At 63.2% G+C, this 25,068-nt stretch carries 24 protein-coding genes and 2 pseudogenes; 9 read left to right on the forward strand and 17 right to left on the reverse strand.

What is annotated here, in order from left to right; genetic code table 11:
- Positions 1–32: 32 nt before the first annotated feature.
- A complete protein-coding gene (locus tag P6U29_RS36265; protein ID WP_407114937.1) occupies positions 33–1,181 on the forward strand; it encodes a M20 family metallopeptidase in 1,149 nt (382 codons plus the stop codon).
- Positions 1,182–1,290: 109 nt separating this feature from the next.
- Here P6U29_RS36265 and P6U29_RS36270 read toward each other — a convergent pair whose 3' ends face one another.
- The 11 genes and pseudogenes from P6U29_RS36270 to P6U29_RS36320 form a co-directional block, all read right to left on the reverse strand.
- Positions 1,291–1,446, reverse strand: coding sequence for a hypothetical protein (locus P6U29_RS36270; protein ID WP_407114938.1), 156 nt, complete (start codon positions 1,444–1,446; stop codon positions 1,291–1,293).
- A 97-nt stretch (positions 1,447–1,543) separates the two neighbouring features.
- On the reverse strand, positions 1,544–2,125 hold the full coding sequence (locus P6U29_RS36275; RefSeq protein ID WP_407114939.1) for a flavin reductase family protein: 582 nt from the start codon (positions 2,123–2,125) through the stop codon (positions 1,544–1,546).
- A gap of 33 nt (positions 2,126–2,158) precedes the next feature.
- Positions 2,159–2,809, reverse strand: a pseudogene (locus P6U29_RS36280) (ABC transporter ATP-binding protein); the annotation flags it as partial.
- 221 nt (positions 2,810–3,030) lie between these two features.
- Positions 3,031–3,837: an aliphatic sulfonate ABC transporter permease SsuC gene (gene ssuC, locus P6U29_RS36285; protein ID WP_407114940.1), complete on the reverse strand. Its 807-nt coding sequence runs from the start codon at positions 3,835–3,837 to the stop codon at positions 3,031–3,033.
- The gene (ssuD, locus tag P6U29_RS36290) at positions 3,834–4,997 is read right to left on the reverse strand and encodes an FMNH2-dependent alkanesulfonate monooxygenase (RefSeq protein ID WP_407114941.1); all 1,164 of its coding nucleotides are present in this window, start codon (positions 4,995–4,997) and stop codon (positions 3,834–3,836) included. Before ssuD ends, ssuC begins: the two co-directional genes overlap by 4 nt.
- Before the next feature lie 10 nt (positions 4,998–5,007).
- Positions 5,008–5,130 (reverse strand): hypothetical protein, encoded by a 123-nt coding sequence (locus P6U29_RS36295; RefSeq protein ID WP_407114942.1) that lies wholly within the window; start codon positions 5,128–5,130, stop codon positions 5,008–5,010.
- 2 nt (positions 5,131–5,132) lie between these two features.
- Complete coding sequence (locus P6U29_RS36300; RefSeq protein ID WP_407114943.1) at positions 5,133–6,083, reverse strand: sulfonate ABC transporter substrate-binding protein; 951 nt, start codon at positions 6,081–6,083, stop codon at positions 5,133–5,135.
- Positions 6,084–6,455: 372 nt separating this feature from the next.
- On the reverse strand, positions 6,456–7,622 hold the full coding sequence (locus tag P6U29_RS36305) for a cytochrome P450 (RefSeq protein WP_407114944.1): 1,167 nt from the start codon (positions 7,620–7,622) through the stop codon (positions 6,456–6,458).
- A gap of 127 nt (positions 7,623–7,749) precedes the next feature.
- Positions 7,750–8,556, reverse strand: coding sequence for an ABC transporter permease (locus P6U29_RS36310; protein ID WP_407114945.1), 807 nt, complete (start codon positions 8,554–8,556; stop codon positions 7,750–7,752).
- On the reverse strand, positions 8,553–9,149 hold the full coding sequence (locus P6U29_RS36315; protein WP_407114946.1) for an ATP-binding cassette domain-containing protein: 597 nt from the start codon (positions 9,147–9,149) through the stop codon (positions 8,553–8,555). Before P6U29_RS36315 ends, P6U29_RS36310 begins: the two co-directional genes overlap by 4 nt.
- Positions 9,150–9,152: 3 nt before the next feature.
- The gene (locus tag P6U29_RS36320) at positions 9,153–10,187 is read right to left on the reverse strand and encodes a Cj0069 family protein (protein ID WP_407114947.1); all 1,035 of its coding nucleotides are present in this window, start codon (positions 10,185–10,187) and stop codon (positions 9,153–9,155) included.
- A 396-nt stretch (positions 10,188–10,583) separates the two neighbouring features.
- Here P6U29_RS36320 and P6U29_RS36325 point away from each other — a divergent pair, with 396 nt between their 5' ends.
- Together P6U29_RS36325 and P6U29_RS36330 are read left to right on the forward strand one after the other, a co-directional pair.
- A complete protein-coding gene (locus tag P6U29_RS36325; protein WP_407112448.1) occupies positions 10,584–11,474 on the forward strand; it encodes a tyrosine-type recombinase/integrase in 891 nt (296 codons plus the stop codon).
- An 11-nt stretch (positions 11,475–11,485) separates the two neighbouring features.
- Positions 11,486–12,682 carry an IS91 family transposase gene (locus tag P6U29_RS36330; protein WP_407112447.1) on the forward strand — a complete coding sequence of 399 codons (1,197 nt, stop codon included), beginning with the start codon at positions 11,486–11,488 and terminating at the stop codon, positions 12,680–12,682.
- Positions 12,683–13,094: 412 nt separating this feature from the next.
- Here the strand turns inward: P6U29_RS36330 and P6U29_RS36335 are convergent, their stop codons facing one another.
- Together P6U29_RS36335 and P6U29_RS36340 are read right to left on the reverse strand one after the other, a co-directional pair.
- Complete coding sequence (locus tag P6U29_RS36335; protein WP_407114948.1) at positions 13,095–13,955, reverse strand: L,D-transpeptidase; 861 nt, start codon at positions 13,953–13,955, stop codon at positions 13,095–13,097.
- 132 nt (positions 13,956–14,087) lie between these two features.
- Positions 14,088–14,867 carry a helix-turn-helix transcriptional regulator gene (locus tag P6U29_RS36340; RefSeq protein WP_407114949.1) on the reverse strand — a complete coding sequence of 260 codons (780 nt, stop codon included), beginning with the start codon at positions 14,865–14,867 and terminating at the stop codon, positions 14,088–14,090.
- A gap of 311 nt (positions 14,868–15,178) precedes the next feature.
- Here P6U29_RS36340 and P6U29_RS36345 point away from each other — a divergent pair, with 311 nt between their 5' ends.
- Positions 15,179–16,069 carry a tyrosine-type recombinase/integrase gene (locus P6U29_RS36345; protein WP_407112448.1) on the forward strand — a complete coding sequence of 297 codons (891 nt, stop codon included), beginning with the start codon at positions 15,179–15,181 and terminating at the stop codon, positions 16,067–16,069.
- A gap of 11 nt (positions 16,070–16,080) precedes the next feature.
- On the forward strand, positions 16,081–17,277 hold the full coding sequence (locus P6U29_RS36350) for an IS91 family transposase (protein ID WP_407112447.1): 1,197 nt from the start codon (positions 16,081–16,083) through the stop codon (positions 17,275–17,277).
- A gap of 387 nt (positions 17,278–17,664) precedes the next feature.
- Here the strand turns inward: P6U29_RS36350 and P6U29_RS36355 are convergent, their stop codons facing one another.
- Together P6U29_RS36355 and P6U29_RS36360 are read right to left on the reverse strand one after the other, a co-directional pair.
- A complete protein-coding gene (locus P6U29_RS36355; protein WP_407114950.1) occupies positions 17,665–18,813 on the reverse strand; it encodes an FAD-dependent monooxygenase in 1,149 nt (382 codons plus the stop codon).
- Positions 18,814–18,854: 41 nt separating this feature from the next.
- Positions 18,855–20,054, reverse strand: a complete 1,200-nt coding sequence (locus P6U29_RS36360) for an ABC transporter substrate-binding protein (RefSeq protein WP_407114951.1) — start codon at positions 20,052–20,054, stop codon at positions 18,855–18,857.
- A gap of 134 nt (positions 20,055–20,188) precedes the next feature.
- Here P6U29_RS36360 and P6U29_RS36365 point away from each other — a divergent pair, with 134 nt between their 5' ends.
- The gene (locus P6U29_RS36365) at positions 20,189–21,784 is read left to right on the forward strand and encodes a winged helix-turn-helix domain-containing protein (protein ID WP_407114952.1); all 1,596 of its coding nucleotides are present in this window, start codon (positions 20,189–20,191) and stop codon (positions 21,782–21,784) included.
- 353 nt (positions 21,785–22,137) lie between these two features.
- Here P6U29_RS36365 and P6U29_RS36370 read toward each other — a convergent pair whose 3' ends face one another.
- The gene (locus tag P6U29_RS36370; protein WP_407114953.1) at positions 22,138–22,632 is read right to left on the reverse strand and encodes a septal ring lytic transglycosylase RlpA family protein; all 495 of its coding nucleotides are present in this window, start codon (positions 22,630–22,632) and stop codon (positions 22,138–22,140) included.
- A gap of 333 nt (positions 22,633–22,965) precedes the next feature.
- Between P6U29_RS36370 and P6U29_RS36375 the strand changes: the two genes are divergently transcribed.
- Together P6U29_RS36375 and P6U29_RS36380 are read left to right on the forward strand one after the other, a co-directional pair.
- A complete protein-coding gene (locus P6U29_RS36375) occupies positions 22,966–24,240 on the forward strand; it encodes an SDR family oxidoreductase (protein WP_407114954.1) in 1,275 nt (424 codons plus the stop codon).
- Entirely contained in the window at positions 24,240–24,719 is a 480-nt protein-coding gene (locus P6U29_RS36380; RefSeq protein ID WP_407114955.1) for a DUF2269 family protein, read from the forward strand. The genes P6U29_RS36375 and P6U29_RS36380 overlap by 1 nt, the downstream gene beginning before the upstream one ends.
- Positions 24,720–24,727: 8 nt before the next feature.
- Here the strand turns inward: P6U29_RS36380 and P6U29_RS36385 are convergent, their stop codons facing one another.
- Positions 24,728–24,850, reverse strand: a complete 123-nt coding sequence (locus tag P6U29_RS36385) for a hypothetical protein (protein WP_407119616.1) — start codon at positions 24,848–24,850, stop codon at positions 24,728–24,730.
- Here P6U29_RS36385 and P6U29_RS36390 point away from each other — a divergent pair.
- A pseudogene (locus P6U29_RS36390) lies at positions 24,800–25,003 on the forward strand (NapC/NirT family cytochrome c); the annotation flags it as partial. The gene P6U29_RS36385 and the pseudogene P6U29_RS36390 sit on opposite strands and share 51 nt — an antisense overlap.
- Between the last annotated feature and the right edge of the window lie 65 nt (positions 25,004–25,068).

Below are 25,068 nucleotides of genomic sequence, written 5' to 3' on the forward strand. Positions count from 1 at the left end.
ATAACCCGAATCGGACTCACGCGAGGATACCCATGTCTGAAGCTCAAATCACGGATTGGCTGGCGTCGCAGAAACAGGCGATGATCGATCTCTTGCGCGAGGTCGTGAACATCGATTCCGGGTCCTACGACAAGGAAGGCGTCGATGCGGTCGGTGCGCGGTTCGAGCGGCATTTTGCCGAGCACGGCATTCCGTACCGGCGCGAGGAAAACGACAGCTTCGGCGATGCGATCCATGCCGAAGTGGCCAAGCCCGGCAGCAACGAGAAGCCGGTGCTGTTGATGGGACATCGCGACACCGTGTTCGGCAAGGGCGAGGCTGGACGGCGTCCGTTCACGATCCGAGATGGCCGCGCCTATGGACCTGGTGTCGCCGACATGAAGTCCGGCCTCGTCATGAACGTGTTCGTCGCAACAGCCTTCCACAAATTCGGCGGCGCACCGCATCCGATCAAGGTGCTGATCACCTCGGACGAGGAGATTGGCTCGCCCTCCTCCCGGCCCGTGATCGAACGCGAGGGGCGCGCTGCGCGCGCCGTGTTCAATTCCGAGCCTGGCCGACCCACCGGAAACGTGGTCACAGGACGTAAAGGCGGCATCTTCATGCATCTCGCCATCACCGGCAAGGCCGCGCATTCCGGCGCGAACTTCGCAGCCGGCGTCAGCGCGATCGGCGAGCTCGCGCACAAGATCGTGCAGATCCATGCGCTGACCAATCTGGACAAGGGCATCACGCTCAATGTCGGCCTCGTCTCGGGCGGTCAGTCCGTCAACACGACGGCGCCTTACGCCGAGGGCCAGATCGACCTGCGCTACGTCGATCCGGCAGATCGGGCGACCGTGATGGCCGCAATCGAAAAGATCGCCGCGACGTCGTACGTACCGGGCACGAGCGCGACGCTCACCATCAAGGGCGAGTTCGTGCCGGTAGTGCAGAGCGCGGAGTCGAAGGCGCTGTTCGAAGGCTATCAGGCCGCCGCAAGACAGGTCGGCCTCACCACGCTCCAGGGCGAGTTCTCCGGCGGTTGCGCCGATTCCGGCTTCACCGCCGCGGTCGGCACGCCGACCATCTGCGGCCTCGGCCCGGTCGGCGGTCTCGCGCACACGCCGGAGGAATATCTCGAGATCGACAGCATCGTCCCGCGCGCGCAGGCGCTGGCGCTGGCGATTTTGCAGGGGTGAGGGAGATGCCGTAGGGTGGCAAAGGCGCACTTGCGCCGTGCTCACCATTTTTCTTCACTGGATAGAAGTGGTGGGCACGCTTCGCTTTGCCCACCCTACGCGACTAGCCTCACGAATAACTCGGCGCGTCGGGCTTGCGGAAGATGTGAATGGGATCGCCCGGCACGATCGGCTGGCCTGAGAACATCGTGTAGGCGTAGAGCGCGAGATAGGCGATCGCGAGCGCACCGATGGCGTAGAAGACCCAGGTCGCCACGCGCTTCATCGTTCCGCTCCATTGCCGTCCCGGTACGGAAGGCTCTGGGCGCTTCTAGAGCGATGACGAGGAAAAGGCCAGCCTCTGCGCCGACAGCCCGCGGCGATCAAATGCCGCGCCGGCCGCGTGCGGGAAGGCTGACATCTGCGAGCCTGGCCGCATCTTCGTCCTGATCGACCGCCACATATTGGCCGTGCCAATAGGCCAGTGCAGCGGTGCGAGCCGAGCTCCTGATGTTCCTGACCCGCCCGATGATGATGCCGTGCGAGTGCCGTTCGACGATCTCCTCGACTTCACAATCGAAGGCCGAGAGCGCGCCGACCAGGAGCGGAACACCCGAGACCGCCGTCACCCATTTTGCCCCGGCAAAGCGGTCGGCGCCCTTCAGCCCGCCCTTGCCGGCAAAGCGCTCGGCAACATCGAGCTGGTCGGCATTGAGGATGTTCACGCCGAAAGCGCCGTGGCGGCGGATCAGCGGAAAGGACGAGGCGTCGCGATTGATGCTGACCAGCAGCGTCGGCGGCTCGACCGACAGCGACGTCACCGAGGTCACCGTCATGCCGGTGATGTCCTTGCCCCGCCCGGCGGTAATGACGCTGACGCCGCCGGTGAGATGGCGCATGGCGCCGCGGAAATCGGCGGACGAGACGGGGATTTCAGTCATGAGATCGCGGGGCACTACATTCATGGCGTTGCTCCCCGCAAGCGGGGTTCCCTGTATTTAGGTACGATCGTCCGCCGACAACAGGTGGCTCAGGATCGAGCCTTCGAGGCCGGCAAGCTCGGCCGAACCACGCTGGCGCGGCCTGCCTGCGTTAACCACGACATCGTGGGCAATCCGGCCCTCCTCGATCACCAGCACCCGGTCCGCCAGCGCGACGGCTTCGGATACATCGTGGGTCACCAGGATCGCGGTAAAGCCCTGGTCGCGCCAGACCCGCTCCAGGAGGCGCTGCATCGAGATGCGGGTCAGCGCGTCCAGCGCACCGAGCGGCTCGTCGAAGGCGAGCACCCGCGGGCGGGACACCAGCGCCCGGCCGAGCGCGACGCGCTGCTTCTGGCCGCCCGAAAGCACCGACGGCCACTGGTCGCGCTTGTCGGCGAGACCGACCTCGGTCAGCGCCTTTTCGGCGCGCGCATGCGCATCGCTGGAGGCACGATCGCGGCCGAGGCCGACCTCGACATTGGCGAGCACGCGCGCCCAGGGCAGCAGCCGCGGCTCCTGGAACATCACGCGGATGTCTTCGGGCTGGATGTCTTTTGGCTGGATGTCCTGGCCGAAGCTGATGCTGCCGGCATCGATCTTCTCCAGTCCGGCGATCAGGCGCAGCAAGGTGCTCTTGCCGCAGCCGCTCTTGCCCACGATCGCGACGAACTGGCCAGCGGGAATGTGCAGGTCAATGCCGCGCAGCACTTCGTTGCTGCCGAAGGATTTGCGCAAGCCTCGAATGCTGAGCGGCAGGCCGCTGGCCTGCACCGGGCGCTCTTCCCGCACCACGCGGGCGTGTGGGGCGAAATTGGCGCGGCTGGCGAGCTCGGACTCGGGAAGGGAGGTACGAAGCGCTGTCTGCATGTGATTCCCAGTATTTCTGCTCAACGTTTCTGGAAGGCGGGGTGCCAGGCGAGCGTCAGACGCTCCAGCACGCGGGAGGCACTGTCGGCGAGCTTGCCGAGCAGGGCGTAGATCAGGATCGAGAGCACGACGACGTCGATCAGCATGAACTCGCGCGCCTGCATCGCCACGTAGCCGAGGCCCGATGACGCGGCGATGGTCTCGGCGACGATCAGCGTCAGCCACATTATGCCGAGCGCGAAGCGGATGCCGACGAAGATCGAGGGCAGCGCGCCTGGGAAGATGACGCGGCGGAACAGTTCGCCGTCGGTCATACCGTAGATGCGGCCCATCTCGATCAGCTGCGGATCGACGGTGCGGATGCCGTGCAGCGTGTTGAGGTAGATCGGGAAGAATACGCCCAGCGCAACGAGGAAGAGCTTGGCGCTCTCGTCGATGCCGAACCAGAGGATGACCAGCGGGATCAGCGCCAGATGCGGCACGTTGCGGACCATCTGCAGCGTCGTATCGGTGAGCCTAGCCGAGAGCTGCGACAGGCCGTTGGCGAGCCCGAAGGCGAAGCCGATGCTGCCGCCGATCAAAAAACCGATCGAGGCACGCCAGAACGAGACCCAGATGTTGCGGACGAGCTCGCCGGAGAGCAGCAGCTTCCAGCCCGCCAGCGCGACGTCGCTCGGTGCCGGCAGCACGCGCGTCGGCACGAAGCCGGTGACACAGGCGATTTGCCAGATCGCGATGATGGCGAGCGGCACGATCCATTGGACCAGGCCGTCGATCCGCGGCAGGCGGACGCTGCGGGGGAGAGAGATGCTGTCGATCAGGCTCATGATTGCGACACCCGATGCTGCGGACGGAAATCGCTGCCGACCGTTTCGCCGAAGGGGCCGCCGTTGAAGTGAAGCCTGGTCACGTTGCTGGGCTGATCCAGCGCGAGCTGCGGAAACACCAGCTCGGCGAAGCGATAGGCCTCCTCCAGATGCGGGTAGCCCGACATGATGAAGGTATCGATGCCGAGCTCCTGATACTCCCTAATGCGAGCCGCGACAGTCTGGGCATCGCCGACCAGCGCCGTACCGGCGCCGCCGCGCACGAGGCCGACACCGGCCCAGAGGTTGGGGGCGATCTCGAGCTTGTCGCGCTTGCCGCCATGAAGCTGTGCCATGCGCTGCTGACCGACCGAGTCCATGCGGGCAAAGTTCTTCTGCGCCAGCGCGATGGTGTCGTCGCTCACGTGCTTGATCAATTCGTTCGCGGCGCGCCAAGCTTCTTCGTTGGTTTCGCGGACGATGACGTGAAGACGGATGCCGAAGGACAGCTTGCGGCCGCGCGCAGCGGCGACCTCCCTCACCTTCGCGATCTTCTCAGCGACCAGCGCCGGCGGCTCGCCCCAGGTGAGATATTTGTCGACGGTGTCGACCGCGACGTCGATGCCGGCATCCGACGAGCCGCCGAAATAGAGCGGCGGCCGCGGCGACTGCACCGGCGGAAACAACAGCTTGCCGCCTTCGACATGGATGTGCTTGCCCTCGACATTCACGGTCTTGCCGGCGAGCAGATCGCTATAGACGCCCAGGAACTCGCGGGTGACCTCGTAACGCTCGTCGTGAGCGAGGAAGATGCCGTCGCCCTTGTTCTCGACGGGATCGCCACCGGTGACGACGTTGACGAGGAGCCGGCCATTGGTGACGCGGTCGAGCGTCGCCGTCATGCGCGCGGCGACACCAGGCGATTGCAGGCCGGGCCTCACCGCCACGAGATAGCGCAGCCGCTCGGTGAACGGCGCGACGCTGGAAGCCACGATCCAGGAGTCCTCGCAGGACCGCCCCGTCGGCAAGAGCACGCCGAAATAGCCGAGTTGGTCGGCGGCCTGCGCGACCTGACGCAGATAGTTGAAATTGACCTCGCGGCCGCCGATGCCGGTGCCGAGATAGCGGCCGTCGCCGTGCGTCGGCAGGAACCAGAGGATGTTGGCGCTGGATTGGCTCATGGATGTGCTCCTAGCCGTAGGTCGTGCCGACGGCGGCCGCGACGATGCCGAGCGACATGACGATGACTGCGATCACGCGTTGAACGATACGCTTCATGTTCGGACCTTTTTGGATGGGAAGATCGGTCGGCACGATCAGGCTGCCGGGTTGCGCCAGACGATGTCGCGAATGACGATCGGCTTCGGAATCAGGCCGAGCTTGTGGAAGCGGTCGGCGATGCCCTGCTGGGTCGCAACGATGTCATCGGTGACGAGACCGACCACGAAGGACGAGCGGTTGGCCGCGATGGTCTGGATCTCGAGCGGAATGCCGGTGACTGCGGCCAGTGATCTGGCGACCTCGTCGCGGTGCTGCTCGGCCCATTTGGCGGTCGCGGTGGTGACGTCGACGATCTGCTGCAGGATGACGCCGTGGTTCTTCGCAAAGTCGCGGTTGGCGATGTAGAACGAATTGGTCTTGGTGACCTCGCGCGCATTGATCAGGATGCGGCCGTTCTGCTTGGTCTCGCCGATCGCGAAATACGGATCCCAGATCGCCCAGGCCTCGATGCTGCCATTGGCAAAGGCGGCGCCCGCATCCGGCGGCGTCAGATAGACCGGCGTGATATCGGCATAGGTGAGACCCGCCTTCTCCAGCGTCTGCACCACGATGTTGTGGGCGCTGGAGCCCTTGGCGAAGCCGATACGCTTGCCTTTCAACTCGGCGATGTCGCGGATCGGTGAATCCTTCGGTACCAAGATGCCCTGGCCGTTGGTGATGGGCTGGCCGGCGGCATAGACGATCGCAGCGCCAGCCGCCTGGGCAAACACCGGCGGGGAATCGCCGACCGCGCCATAGTCGACGCTGCCGACATTCATCGCCTCCATCATCGGGGGACCTGAGGAGAACTCGACCCACTTCACCTCGATGCCTTGCGGCGAAAAATGTCTTTCCAGCGCGGCCTGCTGGCGCGTGATGACCAGCACGCCGTTCTTCTGGTAGCCGATGCGAATTTCCTTCACCGCGCCTTGGGCGATGGCGGGGGCAGACAGCGCCGCCAGCGCGGCAGTTCCGGCAGACAGTTTGAGAAAGTCCCGACGTCGCATTCCACACTCCCGGCCGCCAGCGGCCGTCATCATTCATGTGTCGGGAATGATGGTGTGCCTTGCCGGAGGTGTCGAGACGTGCGGGAAAATAGCGATGCGAGCACTGCGCGTGTAGCGGAGTGCATGATTAATCTTTCAAGCGGTCGCGACGATGCAGACGGAATTTTTCCGCACGCGAATGTGAGAGCTGCGTGGACTCCGTCGAGTCCCAGACGACCCAAACATGAAAAGTCGCAAAACAACCCCATGCACAGTAGCAGGGGCATGTGAAAACAATGACTTACGTATTATCCGAAGTCCATTTGACTTGTCGGGCAAAACAGGAGCAGAATGGCATCATAGCGGCGTTCGGGATGAACGAGTCCGGCCAGCCTAATGCAACCACCTCACCGGCAGGTTCTGCAGTCCTCGGAACGCCCAGCCGCCGCTTCGCACCGGCTCGTCGTCGGCGATCTCGATGCGCCCCGCACGCGCGAACACGGTTGGCAGCGCGACAGCGGCGATCATGGCACGCGAGGCCCAGGCGCCGGCGCAGAAATGCGGTCCCGCGCCAAATGCGACGCTCTTGGAGGTGTCTCGTCTCACATCAAATTCGTCGGCGCGCTCAAAATGCTTCTCGTCGCGGTTGGCGGAGCCGAACATCAGGAACACGCGCTCGTCGAGCTCGAACGACACATCGCGAATGGTCCAGGGCTTGGCGATGCGGCGCGGCGACATGCCGATCGGCGAGATCCAGCGGGCATATTCCTCGAAGGCCTGCAGCCAGGACACCTCACCGCGCAGGACCAGACCGAGCTGGTCGGGATGGGTGAGCAGCGCCCACACCGTGCCGGCGATCGCCTTGCGCGGCTCGTTCTGGCCGCCCGATATCGTGAGCTTGACATTGGCGCGCACGCTCTCCATTGGCATGCCCGAGGCGAGCAGGACGCCGAGGATGCTCTGGTCGGGATGCTTGCGCATCACCGGCAGGATGTCGTCGATCGCGGCATCGATGCCTGATGTTGCGGCGTGACAGCGCGCCTCGACCGCGGGGTCGCCGGCGTAGTTGGCGATACCCTCGATCATGCCTTGCGACCACGCGTCCATATCCTGGAAGCCGATATTGGTGAGGCCGGTGATCGACTTCAGGCATTCCCCGGAGAACGGCAGCGCGAAGTCGCGCATGAAGTCGATCCGCCCCGGCTCGATGGCGTCGAGGATGCGATCGGCATGGGCCTGGAACTGCGCGGTCCAGTGCGCCTTCACCGTCTTCGGCGACACCGTCGGAAACATCGCACGGCGCTCGACCTGATGCGCCTCGCCGTCCTTGCGCATCATATTGTGGCCCATCAGCCGGTTCATCAGGCCGGCCGGCTGATGCGAGGAGAACACGTCGATCTGCTTCTCGGAGATCGAGATGTCGTCGCGGCTCGTCAGCAGCGTCGAGCCGAGCTGCGGCACGAACGCGATCGGCGCCTCTTTCCGCATTTTCGCGAGCATCGGATAGGGGTCGGCCCAGAACGCGGCGGGGTCGATATCGATGCGCGGCGCGGTGCTCAAGCTTCGCTCCCTTGTTGTCTCCTCAATGCCGAGGCTAGCGCCTTCAGGGGGCCGCCGTCTGTCCCCAGCGATTGGGACAGGCGGCCTCGGGACGAGCCTGCATCGATCGCAACGAAAGGAGCAACAGTTAACCTGACCTTTCGGCTGCAATTCGATCGAGACGTAATCGATGTCGATGATCGGTCAGCAGATGTGCACCACCCAAGACGGCGGCCAGCGTTCCCAGCCCTGTCCCACCGGCGATCAGGAACATGATCAGCAGTTGATATTTTGCTGCATCGACCGGTTCGACGCCCGCAAGGATCTGGCCAGTCATCATCCCCGGCAAGGAAACAAGGCCGATCGCCGCCATGCTGTTGATGATTGGCATGAAACCGCTTCTTAGGGCGTCCCGTATGACTGGCAGCACGGCCTGGTACCGGGTGCCACCCAGCGCAAGACAAGCTTCTACGGCGGCCCTCTCACGTACCAAGCCATTTGTCAGCACATCCAAGCCCAGGCTTATCCCGGTCATGGTGTTGCCGAGGATCATTCCCAACAGGGGTAGCGCATAGCGCGGATGATACCAGGGATCGGGGCGTAGCTCCGTCAAGAGCGCAAACATCGTAACCGTACCGGCCGCGAGCAGCGTGCATCCCGCGCCCAGGCCGTAGCTCAAAATGCCTGGCAGGCGCCGCTTCTGCCTCGCGACGATTTCCCGTGCGGCGAAGAGAACCATGATGAAGGCCGCGAGGGCGGTCCAAAGCGGCGAAACCGCAGCAAACAGGAACGTCAGTACGTATCCAACGAGGACGAGCTGGAGCACCATCCGCAGGGCCGCGATGGCCAGTTGTCTTTCAAGCTTGAGGCGCAAAACAATCGAGAGAGCGCCGTCCATGACGACGAGGAGCGCGGGCAGGATCAAATCACCGTATGCCAATTGAATGTAAGTCACGATCGATTTCCTCCGAGCACGCCGTCGGCACTCATCACCAGGACCCTGGACCCGACGCGGCGGGCTTGGGCGTTGTCGTGCGTGCTCCACATGACGCTCGTTCCATTCGAAATGCGTTCAGCGATCAAGGATTCCACGACCGCGGCCGATGCCGCGTCGAGTGCCGAAGTCGGCTCGTCCAGGAGAAGCACCCGCGATCGCAGCATCAGGGCCCGCGCAAGGCTCAACCGCTGTTTCTCTCCGGTGGAGAGTCGCTGGATCGACCAAGGTCCGCAACCGGGCGGCAATCCCAATCGTTCGACCAGCGGCAATGCATCATTCCAATCGCTGAAGTGCTCTTGCACCGTATCCGACCACCAGCCTGGCTCTGCAGCGAGGTAGGTCACTCGTTTCCGCCAGACGGGGGCGGGCATGGCCTCCCTGAGCGTTCCATCCAGTTTGACCCTTCCTTCGTTGGGATCGAGATCTGCGATGGCGCGAAGCAGCAGAGTCTTCCCGGCGCCAGAGGGTCCTTGCAGGGCGATGCATTCCCCATCCTGCAAGTCGAATGAAGCGCAGATGTGCAAGCGCTTAAGCGCGTGGACTGTCAGCATGTGTCAAAGCTTGCCCCGCAGCCGATCGGCAACCCGCCTGGCGATCTCCGCCGGCGCTTCGTCCGGGTAAGGATGCACGGAGCTGGCGTTGATCTCGCCCAGCACGTAACTGTCGCTCCCGTCCCTCTGCACCGGGCCAAGCATGAAGTCGGCGTCCCAGATCATGGGCAGGTCACCTCGCGCAATATCCAGCAACGAGGTGAGCTGCGGCGTCCACTCGTCTTCCATCAACCGACGCAGCCGCTGGAAGCGCGGGTCTGCGTTGGATGTGTACAGCCGCGGTCCAGCTTCTGAACGCGCTGCGGGCGAATCGACCAGGGCTTTGACTTTGTGGTGGCCGAAACCGGCGCAGCGATCGCCTGCCATATAGCAGCGCACGACACCTTCGCCCAAGCGAGGCTGATATGGCTGATCGACCACGCTGCCGTTTTCGAAATACTCGGCGCAGCGGCGGAGAAAATCGTCAAGCGTCACTTCCTCGGATGCGTCCTTGGTCGCGTCCAGCACCCTCAGCATGGGAGAAGTCGGCAGCTTCTCGACCTTCCAAACGCCCTGGCCGCCGTTGCCCCGACTGCGCTTGATCACACGCGGACCGGTGGCGAGCCGCTCCGGCAACTCGTCTCGCATCGCCTCGACGGTTTGATACAGCGCCGTGTCGCTTCCCCACCCCATCGAGCGGGTGCGATAGAGCACCTCCTTGGTGCCCATCTTGAGGATGACGTCCGGATGAGCGCTGACCCACACGCCGCGCGCGGCGACATCGCGCAGCAAGGCGTCAAGGCCCGCGCGGGTCCGGCCGTCCTGAATTGGGTTGACCCAGACGAGCACGCCGTCGACCGCGAGCAGCTGTTCGCGGACCTCCTCGGCGAAACTTTCATCGTAGATCGCAGGGCGCGCATCGATGCCCAAGGCAGCGAGCGCTTCGAAGACCTGCACGAAGCGGCTGTTCTGCGGGGTCGCTTCCCGTCGGGCGGAAGCATCGCCCCGCGAGAGAACGGCTACGGAATGTCGGAAAGGGGAACGATGTTCGGTGTCCATGCGCGAGCTCCACGTGGTGCGTGCTGCGCAGAGCTTGGACCGAAGTCTCGAGGGGAGTCTGCTTTCCCCCTTGAGAACACTCTACGGGAGAACGTCTGGATCTTTCAAGACGACGGGTTGGGATTTCTGGTGCAGGACCGCAGCTCGGGTCGGCATCGCAGGAACGGTTGGAACCAGGGGAGGATGCCCTCGGCTGTCTGCATGGCTTATTCTTCTCAGCTATCGGAAGCGGACAGTGCGACGGCCACAGCGGAGGTCAGTCACGAGCCAAAGGACTAAACCGCTCGCGCGGTAGGGCGCTACGGCAGGCGGGGCAGCCAACAGGATAGCGCAACGGGGCGTCCTGTCTTGAGATCGAGGGGTTCGACAACCTCACTCAAGACAGGAGCATCCCCAATGACCAAGCAGGCCATCAGCCCGTTGCGCCAGCGCATGATCGAAGACATGGCGATCCGCAAGTTCGCTCCGAAGACCCAACATGACTACGTGCAAAGGGTCAAGGATTTCGCGGCGTTCCTCGGCCGCTCGCCCGACCAGGCCCAGCCGGAGGACGTGCGCCGCTTTCGGCTTCATCTGGCGTCGATCGGCGCCCACGCGCCAAAGATCAACGCCACGGTCTCGGCGCTGCGCTTCTTCTTCAATGTGACGCTCGATCGGCCCGAGCTTGCCAAGCACCTGTCGTTCATGCACGAGCCGCGCAAGGTTCCGGTTGTGTTAAGCCCGGAAGAGGTTACGCGCTTTCTGGAGGCAGCGCCAAGCATCAAATACAAAGCTGCGCTCAGCGTCGCTTACGGTGCGGGACTGCGCGTCTCTGAGGTCGTTGCGTTGAAGGTGTCCGACATCGATTCCGAACGCATGATGTTGCGCGTCGAGCAGGGCAAAGGCCGCAAGGATCGCCACGCCATGCTGTCTCCGGTGCTGCTCGCGCTCTTGCGCGACTGGTATCGCATCGGCCGCCCGCAAGGCTGGCTGTTTCCGGGACTGAAGCCGGCCAGCCCGATGACGACACGCCAGCTCACGCGTGCCTGCCATGCTGCGGCGGACATGGCCGAGATTGCCAAGCGGGTGACGCCGCACACCTTGCGCCACAGCTTCGCGACCCACCTGCTCGAGCAGAACATCGATATCAGAGTGATTCAGGTCCTGCTGGGCCACGCTAAACTCGAGACGACGGCGCTCTACACCCGCGTCGCCACCAACACCATCCGCGAGGTCATGAGCCCGCTGGATCGCCTCACGCCGCTGACGTCCAAGAAGAATGAGTCCAGGGACACGCCACCGGCCTAAGCGGAAGGCACGTGGCGCGTCCAAGATTGGAGGTCGCGGACATCTTCCGCGGCCATGGTCCGGCGTGGCGTCAGGCCAACGCCGGCCATGTGAGCCTCCAGCAGTTGAAGGTGATGTCGGCGATCGAGCACTGCCGCACGGCGGAACTCGGCGGCCATGTCGCGCGCTGCGCGGATTGCGCCTATACGACCATCGCTTACAACTCTTGTCGCAACCGCCACTGCCCGAAGTGCCAAGGCGCCGCCGCGAAGCAATGGCTCGCCGAACGCGAAGCCGAGCTGTTGCCGGTGCCGTACTATCACATCGTGTTCACACTGCCGGCGGCCATCGCCGACATCGCCTACCAGAACAAGGCCGTCGTCTACGACCTGCTGTTCAAGGTCTCGGCCGAGACCATGCTGACGATTGCCGCCGACCCGAAGCATCTCGGTGCCAGGATCGGCATCACCTCCGTGCTGCACACCTGGGGCTCGGCACTGACCCATCACCCGCACGTGCACATGATCGTGCCGGGTGGCGGCATCTCACCAGATGGCCAGCGCTGGGTATCATGCCGACCGGGCTTCTTCCTTCCGGTGCGCGTGCTCTCCCACCTGTTCCGACGGCTGTTCCTGGAGAAGCTCATCGCGACCCACCGAGCCCGTCGCCTGAGTTTCTTCGGCGATTACGCGCATCTGGCTGACGCACAGTCCTTCGCAGCCCATCTCGCGCCGCTGCGTAAAGCCGAGTGGGTCGTCTACGCCAAGCGTCCATTCGGTGGCCCCGAGGCGGTGCTGGCCTATCTGTCACGCTATACTCATCGCGTTGCCATCGCCAACAGCCGCTTGATCGCCTTTGACGAACAGCTCGTCACCTTCAAATGGAAGGACTACCGCATCGAGGGCCGCGACCGATACAAGCAGATGACGCTCGCCATCGCCGAGTTCATCCGCCGCTTTCTCATCCACGTGCTGCCGAAGGGCTTGCACCGCATCCGCCACTACGGCCTCTTCGCCAAGAGTGCTTGCGCTGACAACGTCGCCCACGCGCGTGAACTGCTCGCCGTCGCAAGACCTGAAGGCCAGCCCACTGCCGCCGCCGATCCCGGCAAACCGAGTTGTCCATGCTGCGGCGGTCGCATGATCATAATCGAAGTCTTCGAGCGCGGTGCAATGCCACGGCATCGGCCGACAGCTCCAACGAACCACATCAGGATCGACACCTCATGACCGTGCCGCAATCCCGCAAATCCGCTCGCCGCGCTCGCTGGCCCTCGACCAGCCACGGCAGAGCGCGCCCAGATATCCACCAGCCGTCGCAAATCGTCGGACAACTTCTGGAGTTCAAGGCCATCCGCCGCGCATTCGTCAGCGACTTCACCGTCGTGCAACTCGTTGGGCCGACTCGATCCCAATCAACGAGTTCGCCCGCGGCGCTCAAAACCCCATAGCGCCTGCGGCCCGACCTTACATCCCTTACCCGCGGTTTCCTCCCTTGGAGGCTTTCGGACGCCGGCCGCCGAACACGCCGCGCCGTCCCTCATGCGGCCGGCATCCGAAACCCTTCACAAAAGCTGACTTGAAAGCGACGACTTGAACTGCCTCCTTGTCCTCAGTTGGAGACCGAGGACGGAGGACCGAGTTACCGGGCCTCGGCGATCTTCGGTCCAGGTGACAGCATCTGCGCGTTAGCTGCCGAGGGTCGGTTGGACGACGATGGCTCCGGCGATCGGGAAGCGGCGTCGGCCGGCGCTCCCTGGGACGGTCGACGGGCGGCGGTTGCGGGAAGCACGATCACTTTCGCTCCGACTTTCACCCGCTCATAGAGGTCCACGACGTCCTCGTTGGTCAGCCGGATACAGCCGGACGAAACCCGCTTCCCGATCGTATCGGGCTTGTTGGTGCCGTGAATTCTATACTCCGTCTCGCCCAGATACATCGCCCGAGCGCCGAGCGGGTTGCCGGGACCGCCTGCCATGAACCGCGGCAGATAAGGCTGGCGCGAGACCATCTCCGCAGGCGGGCGCCAATCCGGCCATTCAGCTTTGCGAGCCACGGTCTGCTCACCGGACCATGCAAAACCTTCGCGGCCGACACCGATGCCGTAGCGCATCGCTTGCGTGTCGTTCAGGACGAAATAGAGGAATGTGTTCTTGGTATCGATGATCACGGTGCCCGGCGTCTGGTGGCTGGCGTAGTCAACCACCTGCCGGACCAATGCTCCGGGAACGTCGGCATCGGCTCTTGGTGGTTCAACCAGCGGCGCCGGGGCTGCAATCGGCGCCGGAGCCGGCGCTGATGCATGAGCCGGAGGTGCCACATACACCGGAGTTGACGATGCCATGGCCTGGGGCGCCGACGGCTTTCGCGCCGGTTGCACGCTCGCCGGGCGAGACAGCAAACTGTACCCCACTGCGGCGACGGCCACGGCGCCAATTGCAACTCTCGCGGTCATTGGTAGTGCGAGCGTCTCTGCCTTTCCACGCTTGGCCCGCTTGCTCATGTCTTTCCCCAGGGTCACCATGCCCTGAAGAGGTATCCAGCAACGTTTAAGAAACTTCGAAGCGATTTCGCCCGGACTGGAACCGTTCGCGATGGTTAACGCCGAGCTTCAGTTCGGCGTATCGCTGTCCCCTCAGTTCAGGCCGTGAGGCCCCGCGAGCAGCCGCAGTACAATTCCGAACAATTCATTCTGCGAGGAGATGCCGAGCCGCTCATAGGCGCGCTTGCGGTAGGTCAGCGTCGAATGCAGGCTGATACCGAGCGCTTGCGAGATCGCCTCGGAGCTGAAGCCTGCGAGGATGCGACGGCAGACATCCTGCTCGCGCGGCGTGAGAGCGGAGAGCGGCGGACGGGTCGCAAACAGTGCGGCGAGAGACTGATCCGGCGTTGCCTCCTCCTGAAAATGGCGGGCGACGCTTGCCGCGATCGCGGGCGCGATGGCCTCAAGCCGCTCACGCTGTGCGGCACTGAAGCGACCCTGCGCGGCGATGCGGTAAAAATTGACGTAGAAGCAGGTGTCACCGGTCCAGATCGCGGTCGCGCATTTGTCGATGATGCCGGAATCCTGGAAGAAGATTTTGCGGTAACGCGCGCCGTACATGCGCGGCGCGAACGTTGGCAGCATGATTGGACCGCCATCGCCTTCGAACAGCGCGTCACGGTTGGGATCGGACTCGTGGAACTGGCCGGCATAGGCCGCCCCGAGATCGCCGCCGATCGGGATGTTGCCGGCATCGAGCAGGCAGCGCGCGGCACCGGCCCGGCTCAGCGCGAACACCATGCAATGGCCGACCTCCGCTTGCCGGCGCAGCGTGTCGATCAGCACATCTGGGAAATCAGAGCGGCCGATGGCGAGCACCGCGGACGTCACATCGGCAGCTCCCGGATTCGCGGGCACTGTCTGAGACCGCATCGTTTCCTCCGCAAAATCTTGTTTGCGGGAGGATAGCAGCAAGGTGATTTCCGCGGAAGACAGAGAGGCCTGCGGCATAGGTCGCGATCATGTTCGGGAAGCGCAAGGACGTCCGGTTCGACGCCCGCTGGCGGCCGCAAAACGGTCCTCGGCTGAACGTGCCGGACAAGTCGGCAAAGGGGCCAAAGGACTAAACCGCTCGCGCGGTAGGGCGCTACGGCAGGCGGGGCAGCCAACAGGATAGCGCAACGGGGCGTCCTGTCTTGAGATCGAGGGGTTCGACAACCTCACTCAAGACAGGAGCATCCCCAATGACCAAGCAGGCCATCAGCCCGTTGCGCCAGCGCATGATCGAAGACATGGCGATCCGCAAGTTCGCTCCGAAGACCCAACATGACTACGTGCAAAGGGTCAAGGATTTCGCGGCGTTCCTCGGCCGCTCGCCCGACCAGGCCCAGCCGGAGGACGTGCGCCGCTTTCGGCTTCATCTGGCGTCGATCGGCGCCCACGCGCCAAAGATCAACGCCACGGTCTCGGCGCTGCGCTTCTTCTTCAATGTGACGCTCGATCGGCCCGAGCTTGCCAAGCACCTGTCGTTCATGCACGAGCCGCGCAAGGTTCCGGTTGTGTTAAGCCCGGAAGAGGTTACGCGCTTTCTGGAGGCAGCGCCAAGCATCAAATACAAAGCTGCGCTCAGCGTCGCTTACGGTGCGGGACTGCGCGTCTCTGAGGTCGTTGCGTTGAAGGTGTCCGACATCGATTCCGAACGCATGATGTTGCGCGTCGAGCAGGGCAAAGGCCGCAAGGATCGCCACGCCATGCTGTCTCCGGTGCTGCTCGCGCTCTTGCGCGACTGGTATCGCATCGGCCGCCCGCAAGGCTGGCTGTTTCCGGGACTGAAGCCGGCCAGCCCGATGACGACACGCCAGCTCACGCGTGCCTGCCATGCTGCGGCGGACATGGCCGAGATTGCCAAGCGGGTGACGCCGCACACCTTGCGCCACAGCTTCGCGACCCACCTGCTCGAGCAGAACATCGATATCAGAGTGATTCAGGTCCTGCTGGGCCACGCTAAACTCGAGACGACGGCGCTCTACACCCGCGTCGCCACCAACACCATCCGCGAGGTCATGAGCCCGCTGGATCGCCTCACGCCGCTGACGTCCAAGAAGAATGAGTCCAGGGACACGCCACCGGCCTAAGCGGAAGGCACGTGGCGCGTCCAAGATTGGAGGTCGCGGACATCTTCCGCGGCCATGGTCCGGCGTGGCGTCAGGCCAACGCCGGCCATGTGAGCCTCCAGCAGTTGAAGGTGATGTCGGCGATCGAGCACTGCCGCACGGCGGAACTCGGCGGCCATGTCGCGCGCTGCGCGGATTGCGCCTATACGACCATCGCTTACAACTCTTGTCGCAACCGCCACTGCCCGAAGTGCCAAGGCGCCGCCGCGAAGCAATGGCTCGCCGAACGCGAAGCCGAGCTGTTGCCGGTGCCGTACTATCACATCGTGTTCACACTGCCGGCGGCCATCGCCGACATCGCCTACCAGAACAAGGCCGTCGTCTACGACCTGCTGTTCAAGGTCTCGGCCGAGACCATGCTGACGATTGCCGCCGACCCGAAGCATCTCGGTGCCAGGATCGGCATCACCTCCGTGCTGCACACCTGGGGCTCGGCACTGACCCATCACCCGCACGTGCACATGATCGTGCCGGGTGGCGGCATCTCACCAGATGGCCAGCGCTGGGTATCATGCCGACCGGGCTTCTTCCTTCCGGTGCGCGTGCTCTCCCACCTGTTCCGACGGCTGTTCCTGGAGAAGCTCATCGCGACCCACCGAGCCCGTCGCCTGAGTTTCTTCGGCGATTACGCGCATCTGGCTGACGCACAGTCCTTCGCAGCCCATCTCGCGCCGCTGCGTAAAGCCGAGTGGGTCGTCTACGCCAAGCGTCCATTCGGTGGCCCCGAGGCGGTGCTGGCCTATCTGTCACGCTATACTCATCGCGTTGCCATCGCCAACAGCCGCTTGATCGCCTTTGACGAACAGCTCGTCACCTTCAAATGGAAGGACTACCGCATCGAGGGCCGCGACCGATACAAGCAGATGACGCTCGCCATCGCCGAGTTCATCCGCCGCTTTCTCATCCACGTGCTGCCGAAGGGCTTGCACCGCATCCGCCACTACGGCCTCTTCGCCAAGAGTGCTTGCGCTGACAACGTCGCCCACGCGCGTGAACTGCTCGCCGTCGCAAGACCTGAAGGCCAGCCCACTGCCGCCGCCGATCCCGGCAAACCGAGTTGTCCATGCTGCGGCGGTCGCATGATCATAATCGAAGTCTTCGAGCGCGGTGCAATGCCACGGCATCGGCCGACAGCTCCAACGAACCACATCAGGATCGACACCTCATGACCGTGCCGCAATCCCGCAAATCCGCTCGCCGCGCTCGCTGGCCCTCGACCAGCCACGGCAGAGCGCGCCCAGATATCCACCAGCCGTCGCAAATCGTCGGACAACTTCTGGAGTTCAAGGCCATCCGCCGCGCATTCGTCAGCGACTTCACCGTCGTGCAACTCGTTGGGCCGACTCGATCCCAATCAACGAGTTCGCCCGCGGCGCTCAAAACCCCATAGCGCCTGCGGCCCGACCTTACATCCCTTACCCGCGGTTTCCTCCCTTGGAGGCTTTCGGACGCCGGCCGCCGAACACGCCGCGCCGTCCCTCATGCGGCCGGCATCCGAAACCCTTCACAAAGGCGGACGTTCAGAACATCCTGACAAATCGACCCTGGAGCTGAATTCACCCTCGAAGTGCCACGGCAGCTTTCTCCGCATCGTGCGGAAAGATCCATTCCGCCGCCGACATCCAAGCCTGCAACCTCTGCGCCTGTGCGGGATCGCCGACAGATCGGTAGAACCGGCCGGCTAGTCGTGAGGCGGCCTGCACCCGGCTGGTCCGCTCCCATCTCAGATCCTGATAGGCCTTGAGGCGTCCCGGAATCTCGTGGCGTTTGGCGTGCTCCAGTAGGACGGCAAGCGCGAAGGCATCCTCAATGGCTTGCCCGGCGCCCTGCCCAAAATGCGGTACCATTGGATGGGCGGCGTCGCCGATCAGCGTCACATGTCCGCGCGACCAATACGGCAATGGCGGCCGATCGTAGATGCCCCAGCGAAACGTATGCTCGAGCGCGGCAATTAAATCTCGGACGGGCGCATCCCAGCCCTCGTACTCGGCTGCGAGAGCCCTGAGGTCTCCCGGCGCGGACCAGGTTTCCTCCATGTCATGCATGGTCGGGACGAACGCGACGATGTTGATCAGCCGCCCCAGCGACACCGGAAAGCAGATGAAGCTGCGGCCCTCGCCCATCCACATGTTCAGGCCGCGCAGCTCCACGCCCCACGAAAGCTTTTGCGACTGCACCAGGCCGCGATAGGCCACGATGCCTTCACTGGTCGGGTGCGCCGTCAGCCCGATCTGCCGCTGGACCACCGAATGGATGCCATCCGCACCGATAACCACGTCCGCATCGTAGACGACGCCGTTGGCAAAGCTCAGTCGCGCTCCGGTCTGCGTGTTTTCGACGGCCATACAGCGATGTCCGAACCGAACTGATCCTTTCACGACGCCAAGAAGCATCTCGAGAAACTCGACCCGGTGAACTTGATAGCTCAGCACGGTGGGAGAGCCAGGGGAGATAGGCTCTCCCCTTGACGTCCGACGCGTTAGCCCCTGGCTCCTCGTGGTGATCTTCTCGATCTCGTCGCAAAGCGCCGTGCGTTTGAGCAAGATCAGTGCATTCGGTGGGATGGATAGCCCGGCCCCGGCTTCTCGCGGCGACTCTGCGCCTTCGAAAACGGTGACGGTCATGCCCCGCGCGCTCAGCGCCAGCGCCGCAGATAATCCTCCGATGCCCGCACCGACGATTGCGATATTCAGTCTTTCGGTCATTCGTTCGACCCACTTTTGCCGAACATTTGATTTCGCAACCGTCAATTGCCGACGACATCATCGAGCAGCACCCACCTGGTGCCGTCGAAACGCGCCATCCTCGCCTTTCTCCAGCCGATCCGGCTCGATGGAGTAACGTTGATGGTGATGCCCGGCAGGAACGTCGGCAGCTGAAGCCCCTGGATGCTGGTGGCCTGCTTGATGAGATTTTCCCGCGACAGGTCGTCGCCGCACTTCTTCAGGACCTCGACGATGATCTGAGCGGTTGCATAGGGAAAAATGGATTCCTCGACATCGTCGTTCGGCGCCCACTCCTTCATGAAGGCTCGAAACTCGCGCATGCCGGCATCGTCATCCCACATCGGGTCTTCAGATGTCTTCAGCCAGAACGCGCTGACCGCCCCTTTCGCGGCTGCAAGTCCTGCAGGACGCAGGACAGCTGAAATGCTGCTGACGCCGGACAGAAGCACATGCTGGACCTTCCAGTTGAGCTCATACGCCTTGCGGATGGCCTGCGCGGCAAAACGTGCATTGGAGGCGTGAAACAACGTATCGGCACCGGAGGCCTTGAGCGCCACAATGTGTGAATCGACCGTCGGCTCCATGATATCGTAGGCAGCCTCCGCGACAACCATCGTCGAAGCGCGGGATCCCAGAGCGGCCTTGAGGCCGGCCAAGTTGCCCTTCCCGAGATCATCGTTCTGGTAGATCACGGCGACCTTCGCGTCAGGCTTGGTCTTCAGCAGATAATCGGCGTAGATCCTGGTCTCAGCCGGCTGCGGTATCATGAACGTGGTCGTCCATGGCAGATTCTCGGGGTCGTCGAGCTTGGGCGTGCTCGCGAGCAGCAGGATCTGCGGGACCTGCTTGCTGTTGAGATATTTCGCCACCGCAAGGTTAGTCGGCGTGCCGACCGATCCAACGATCGCAAGCACGTCGTCGTCCTCGACCAGCTTGCGTGTCTGCTGCACCGTTTTGGCCGGCGTGAAGGCGTCATCAAGGGAAACGAGCGTCACCTTACGGCCGTTGATGCCGCCGGCCGCGTTGATCATTTTGAGATAGGCCGCTTCAATCCGGCCGAAGCGGCTCAGCGACGAGATCGGCCCGCTATAGGGAACCGTCTGGCCGATCTTGATCTCAGTATCGGTGACGCCAGGACCGTATTTTTTGTCCGCCCCGGCAACGGGTGAAGGACCGGCGATCGAGAGACTGAGCGTGGCAAGGATCAGGGGCCGGATCATGGAAGGCTCACCTCGGTTTGGCGGCTTCGATCGGGAGCGTTTTGCTATCCCGGACTGTAAGATGATGCTGTACAATCATCGCTGCGTCCCGAAACTTTACCGAAATTTTCCGAAAGAACTTTCACGAGCGGCCCTTGTTGAAGTCGTCGCACCCTTCCATTGTCGTCGGCGACCGGGTCGTGGACCTGGCGAATGAAACATTGCGGGACGGGTGCGGCGACATCGTCCCCCTGCGTCCGCGCGCCTGGGCGGTGCTGCGGCTGCTTGCGACACGGGCGGGGCGCCTGGTCGGCAAGAACGAGATCATGGATGAGGTCTGGTCGGACTGCGAGGTCACGGAGGATTCTCTCGTCCAGGCGATCGGCGACATCAGGCGAGCCCTGGGAGACGGCGGCCGATCGGCCCTAAGGACACTACCTCGCCGCGGCTACATATTGGTGGCCGATGAAAGGCCGATCGAAGCCAACGTCATCTCAGGCAATACGCCGCAACTAGCCGGTATCGAAGAGCTATCGGGATCTTCATCGATGCCGCATTTGTCGATCATCGTCCTGCCGTTCGCCAATATCGGCGGTGATCCCGCGCAGGACTATTTCGTCGACGGCGTGACCGAAAGCCTGACGACAGATTTGTCGCGCATCGCCGGCTCGTTCGTGATCGGCCGCAACACCGCGTTTACCTTCAAAGGAAAACCGGTCGACGCCAGGCAGATCGGCCGTGACCTGAACGTGCGCTACGTGCTGGAAGGCTCCGTGCAGCGTGGCAGCAACCGTTTCCGCCTGAATGCGCAGCTCATCGATACCGAAACCGGAAGCCATGTGTGGGCCGACCGGTTCGATAAGCCGGCGGCCGAACTGTTGGACATGCAAGACGAGATCGTGTCCCGGCTGGCCAACACCTTGAACGCGGAGCTCATGGCCGCCGAAGCGCGACGCGCGGAACGATCAGCCCGCCCGGACGCGATGGACCTGTATTTCCAGGGCCGAGCACTCCAGAACAAAGGCGTGACGCGAGCGCTTCTGACGCAGGCCAGGGATTTCTTCGCGCGATCCTTGGCGCTCGATCCCGGCAACATCGAAGCGGCTATCGCCGCCGCTCAGGTCGACGTGTCCGTGGGATCGGCCTTCATGGCCGATGACGTCAACGTGCACTTTGGCGCTGCAGAAATGGCCTTAAACAGCGCGTTGCTTCATGCTCCTAATCATCCCAGAGCGCACATGCTTCTCGGCGCCGTGCAGATCCAGACGAATCGGATCGACAACGGTATCGCGCAATGCCGGCGCTCACTGGTGCTCGATCCAAATCTGGCCGATGCACACGGGTTCATTGGCCTCGGCAAGTATCAATCGGGCCGAAGCGAGGAGGTCGAGGAGCACATTCAGGAGGCGCTCCGGCTGTCCCCGCGTGATACGCGCGCTTTCCTGTGGTATATGTTTGTCGGGCTGGCCAAGTTGAGCGTCAACGCCGACCGCGAGGCCCTCGACTGGTTTCGCCGGAGCCTCGAAGCGAACCGAAATCACGCGCTGTCGCATTTTCACTTTGCGACCGCGCTGGCCCTGGTGGGAGACCTCCAGGAGGCTCGATCGATCGCCGCAGCAGGACTCGCTCTCGATCCTGGCTTCACGATCCGTCGCTACCGCATCAACGCCAAAGGCGACAATCCAATCTATCTCGCTCGACGCCAACGCTACTTTGAGGGTTTGCGCCTGGCCGGCGTGCCGGAGGGGTGATCCGCGAAAAAAGAACGGGTATCTTGGGCAGCTCCAATATCCGCTCTGGGTCTTGGCTGTGTGAAAATGCCGAGATGGATGAGAGCGATAGAAGAAGTTGTTCGTCCAAGGCTGATCTAGCGCTCATGCTCGCAAGCGATTTCAAGTTAGACGGCGAACTGAAGAACGCTATTCTATCCGTCTTTCGCATTCTCTCGTTTTTACACAGCCAGGGTCACGAGCGGCGGTCGCGGCGAGTGCGGCTCTCGCGTCCGCTGTACCGACGATAGCCGACATCACGATGGGATCAGCGTGGTTCGGCTACGAGATCAATGGAAGTCGCCAACGCGGTTATCATTCAACCGCGTGCAACGTCAGCCCACCGGCCCCAGTGTCCAATCGTCCCCTGCAAGCGGGCTGACTCTCACGTCCTTGATGACTCCGCGCTCCAGGCTCGGATCGAAATGGCGCATCGTGCGCTCGTTGAAGTCGATGATGCGGCCAGGCCTGAGGGGACCCACATCATTGATCTTGACGATGACCTTCTTGCCTGCGGCCTCGACGAGAGCATATTTCGGCCTCGCGCCAAATTGGACCCCACCAAATTTCCTTCGCAGACTCGTCTTGATGGCAGCCGTCCAGGCGGAGGGATCATAGCGCTCGCCGGAGGCTGTGCGCGGACCGCCCTCCTCCTTGCCGGGCTTGAACGGATTGTACATGGATGCAGCGCCGACGACCGCATCCCCGGAGGCGGCATCGACGACGGCCGTTGAGTGAACCCCACGCGTTTCACATTTAGCAACGGCAACAGACAAGGCGAGCGCAACCAGGGCGCCGCAAAGTGCGGCGCTCGAGCGGAACAGCATCATAACTCCTGTGATTTTTTCGTCGTCCGGTTCCGAACCCGCAAACAGCGCAAGCGAACGCGAAAGCGTTCATGAAACTTGCGCCGGTATTCTTGCGGATTCGAGCCAACCCCTTGGCTCTGGAACCGTCGTGCGAACCGGGGTGGTTCCCACGCAGTGTTTTTAAGTTGTCCCCGACTAAGACAGAGATTGCGTCAGCAACATGACTTAGCGGCCCTTGGCGTGCTTCCAGTTCCGTCGCGAGGAACGATCGCATCACACCCGCTTTATTCTCCAGATCTTCGGAGTTGATCAGCGGCTCGCATTATCCTGGCCGACAGATCGAAGAAGCAATCAATGCGCATCCTTCTCGTTGGAGGTACGGGGCTTATTGGATCGGCAATCCATGCCAGGCTGTCCGCCGAAGGGCATGAATGCGTATTGGTCTCGCGTCATCCAGTGACGTCACCCGACAGGCACCACGTCACCCTCGATGTTGCGCGGACCACCGACGCTTCGAAATGGAAGAGCCTTCTTGCAGGCGCCGATGCCGTCATCAATGCGGCGGGTGCGCTGCAGGGACAGGACATGCAAGGCGTTCATGTCGCCGGCAGCGCGGCGCTTTATGCGGCCTGTGAAAGCATGGGCGTCCGCCGTGTCATCCTGTTCTCGGCGATCGGCATCGATCGCGATGCCCGCACCGATTTTTCGCGCAGCAAGCGGGACGGCGAAGCTGTCTTGATGGCGCGGGACCTCGACTGGGTCGTGCTGCGGCCTTCCGTCGTGGTGGGACGGCCCGCCTATGGTGGCAGCGCGCTGTTGCGAGGGTTGGCGTCACTCCCGATCCTACCCGTCTTGCCCGACACGGCAGCTATTCAACCCGTGCATCTCGACGACGTGGTTGAGACGGTCGTGTTCTTCCTGCGACGGGGCGCTCCCTCCCGCGTCGCGCTTGATCTGGCCGGTCCAGAGCGGATTGGTTTTAGCGACGCGGTCGCGCTGTTTCGGTCCTGGCTGCGCTGGAGGCCTGCTTACCGCTTGCACCTGCCGTCCTGGGTTGCCTCAGCCGCTTATCGCGTGGGCGACGTTGCGCAGATGCTGGGCTGGAGAACGCCCGTCAACTCGACGGCACAGGCCGAGATGCGGCGCGGCGCGACCGGCGATCCCGAGCCCTGGCGTCGAATGACCGGCGTCACGCCACGCGATCTCGAGGTCGCGCTCGCACGTGAGCCCGCCTCGGTGCAGGAACGCTGGTTTGCACGGCTGTATGCGCTCAAGCCGCTGATCTTCGGCATCTTCGGCATGTTCTGGATCGCCACAGGCATCATCTCGCTGAGCGCGGGCTGGAACATTGGCATGTCGTTGCTGCGGGAAGGCGGGCTGCAAGAGAACGTCGCAGCGCTCACCGTCACCGCCGGCGCGCTCGCAGACATCGTCATTGGCCTTGCCATTCTCTGGCGGCCTCTGAGCCGTTACGGGCTGTGGGCAGCATTGATCATCTCGCTCACCTACGCCGTGATCGGCACCGTGCTGGTGCCGCGGCTGTGGGCCGATCCGCTTGGGCCGATGCTGAAGATCTGGCCAGTGATCATGCTCAACCTGGTCGCCATGGCGATCCGGGAGGATCGCTGATGCTCTACTTCCTCGTGAAGATGGCGCACATCATCGGCGCCGCAGTGCTGCTCGGCACCGGTGCCGGCATCGCCTTCTTCATGCTGGTGGCGCATCTGCGCGGCGACCCGCGTGAGATTGCGGGGGTCGCGCAGACGGTGGTGCTGGCCGATTTCCTGTTCACGGCGAGTGCCGTGATCCTGCAGCCGATCACCGGCACATGGCTCGCGTGGTTGGGCGGGTATTCCCTTCGCGACGGCTGGATTGCGGCGTCCATCGCACTCTATGTAGTGACCGGCGCCTTCTGGCTGCCGGTGGTGTGGATGCAGATGCAGATGCGCGATCTCGCCGTCGCAGCGGTTGCGAGCAACACCAAGCTGCCTGCCCGGTATCACCTTCTCTTCCGATGGTGGTTCGCCTTCGGCTTTCCGGCGTTCGCAGCCGTGCTGATGATCTTCTGGCTGATGATCGCCCGCCCGGCCATTCCTTATTGGGACTAGCAGACGCCCTACCCCGCACGAGCGACGTTGATTGCGAGCTTGCCGTAGCGGTCGGTGAAGGCGTCCGTGTCGATCTCTTCCAGCTTGAGCTCACCGCTCATCACGATTCGCTGGAATGCCGCAACTGCCACAGCGCCGATTCCATGGATATCACCAAGCGGTCGCCCCGGGCCTCGGTGGCGCACCAGCGCTTCCTGTTCACCCAGGAAAAGACCTGCATCAACTGCCACAAGGGCATCGCCCATCAACTGCCCGACACGCGCGGCGTTCCCGGCTGGCAGTAGGGTAGCCATGCCCCCGCTTGAACGGGCGGGGCGAATGGTTAGTTTTGGGGGATGGCGAATCGCCG

It is taken from the genome of Bradyrhizobium sp. LMG 9283, assembly GCF_045571415.1.
In the GTDB taxonomy this organism is placed as follows: domain Bacteria; phylum Pseudomonadota; class Alphaproteobacteria; order Rhizobiales; family Xanthobacteraceae; genus Bradyrhizobium.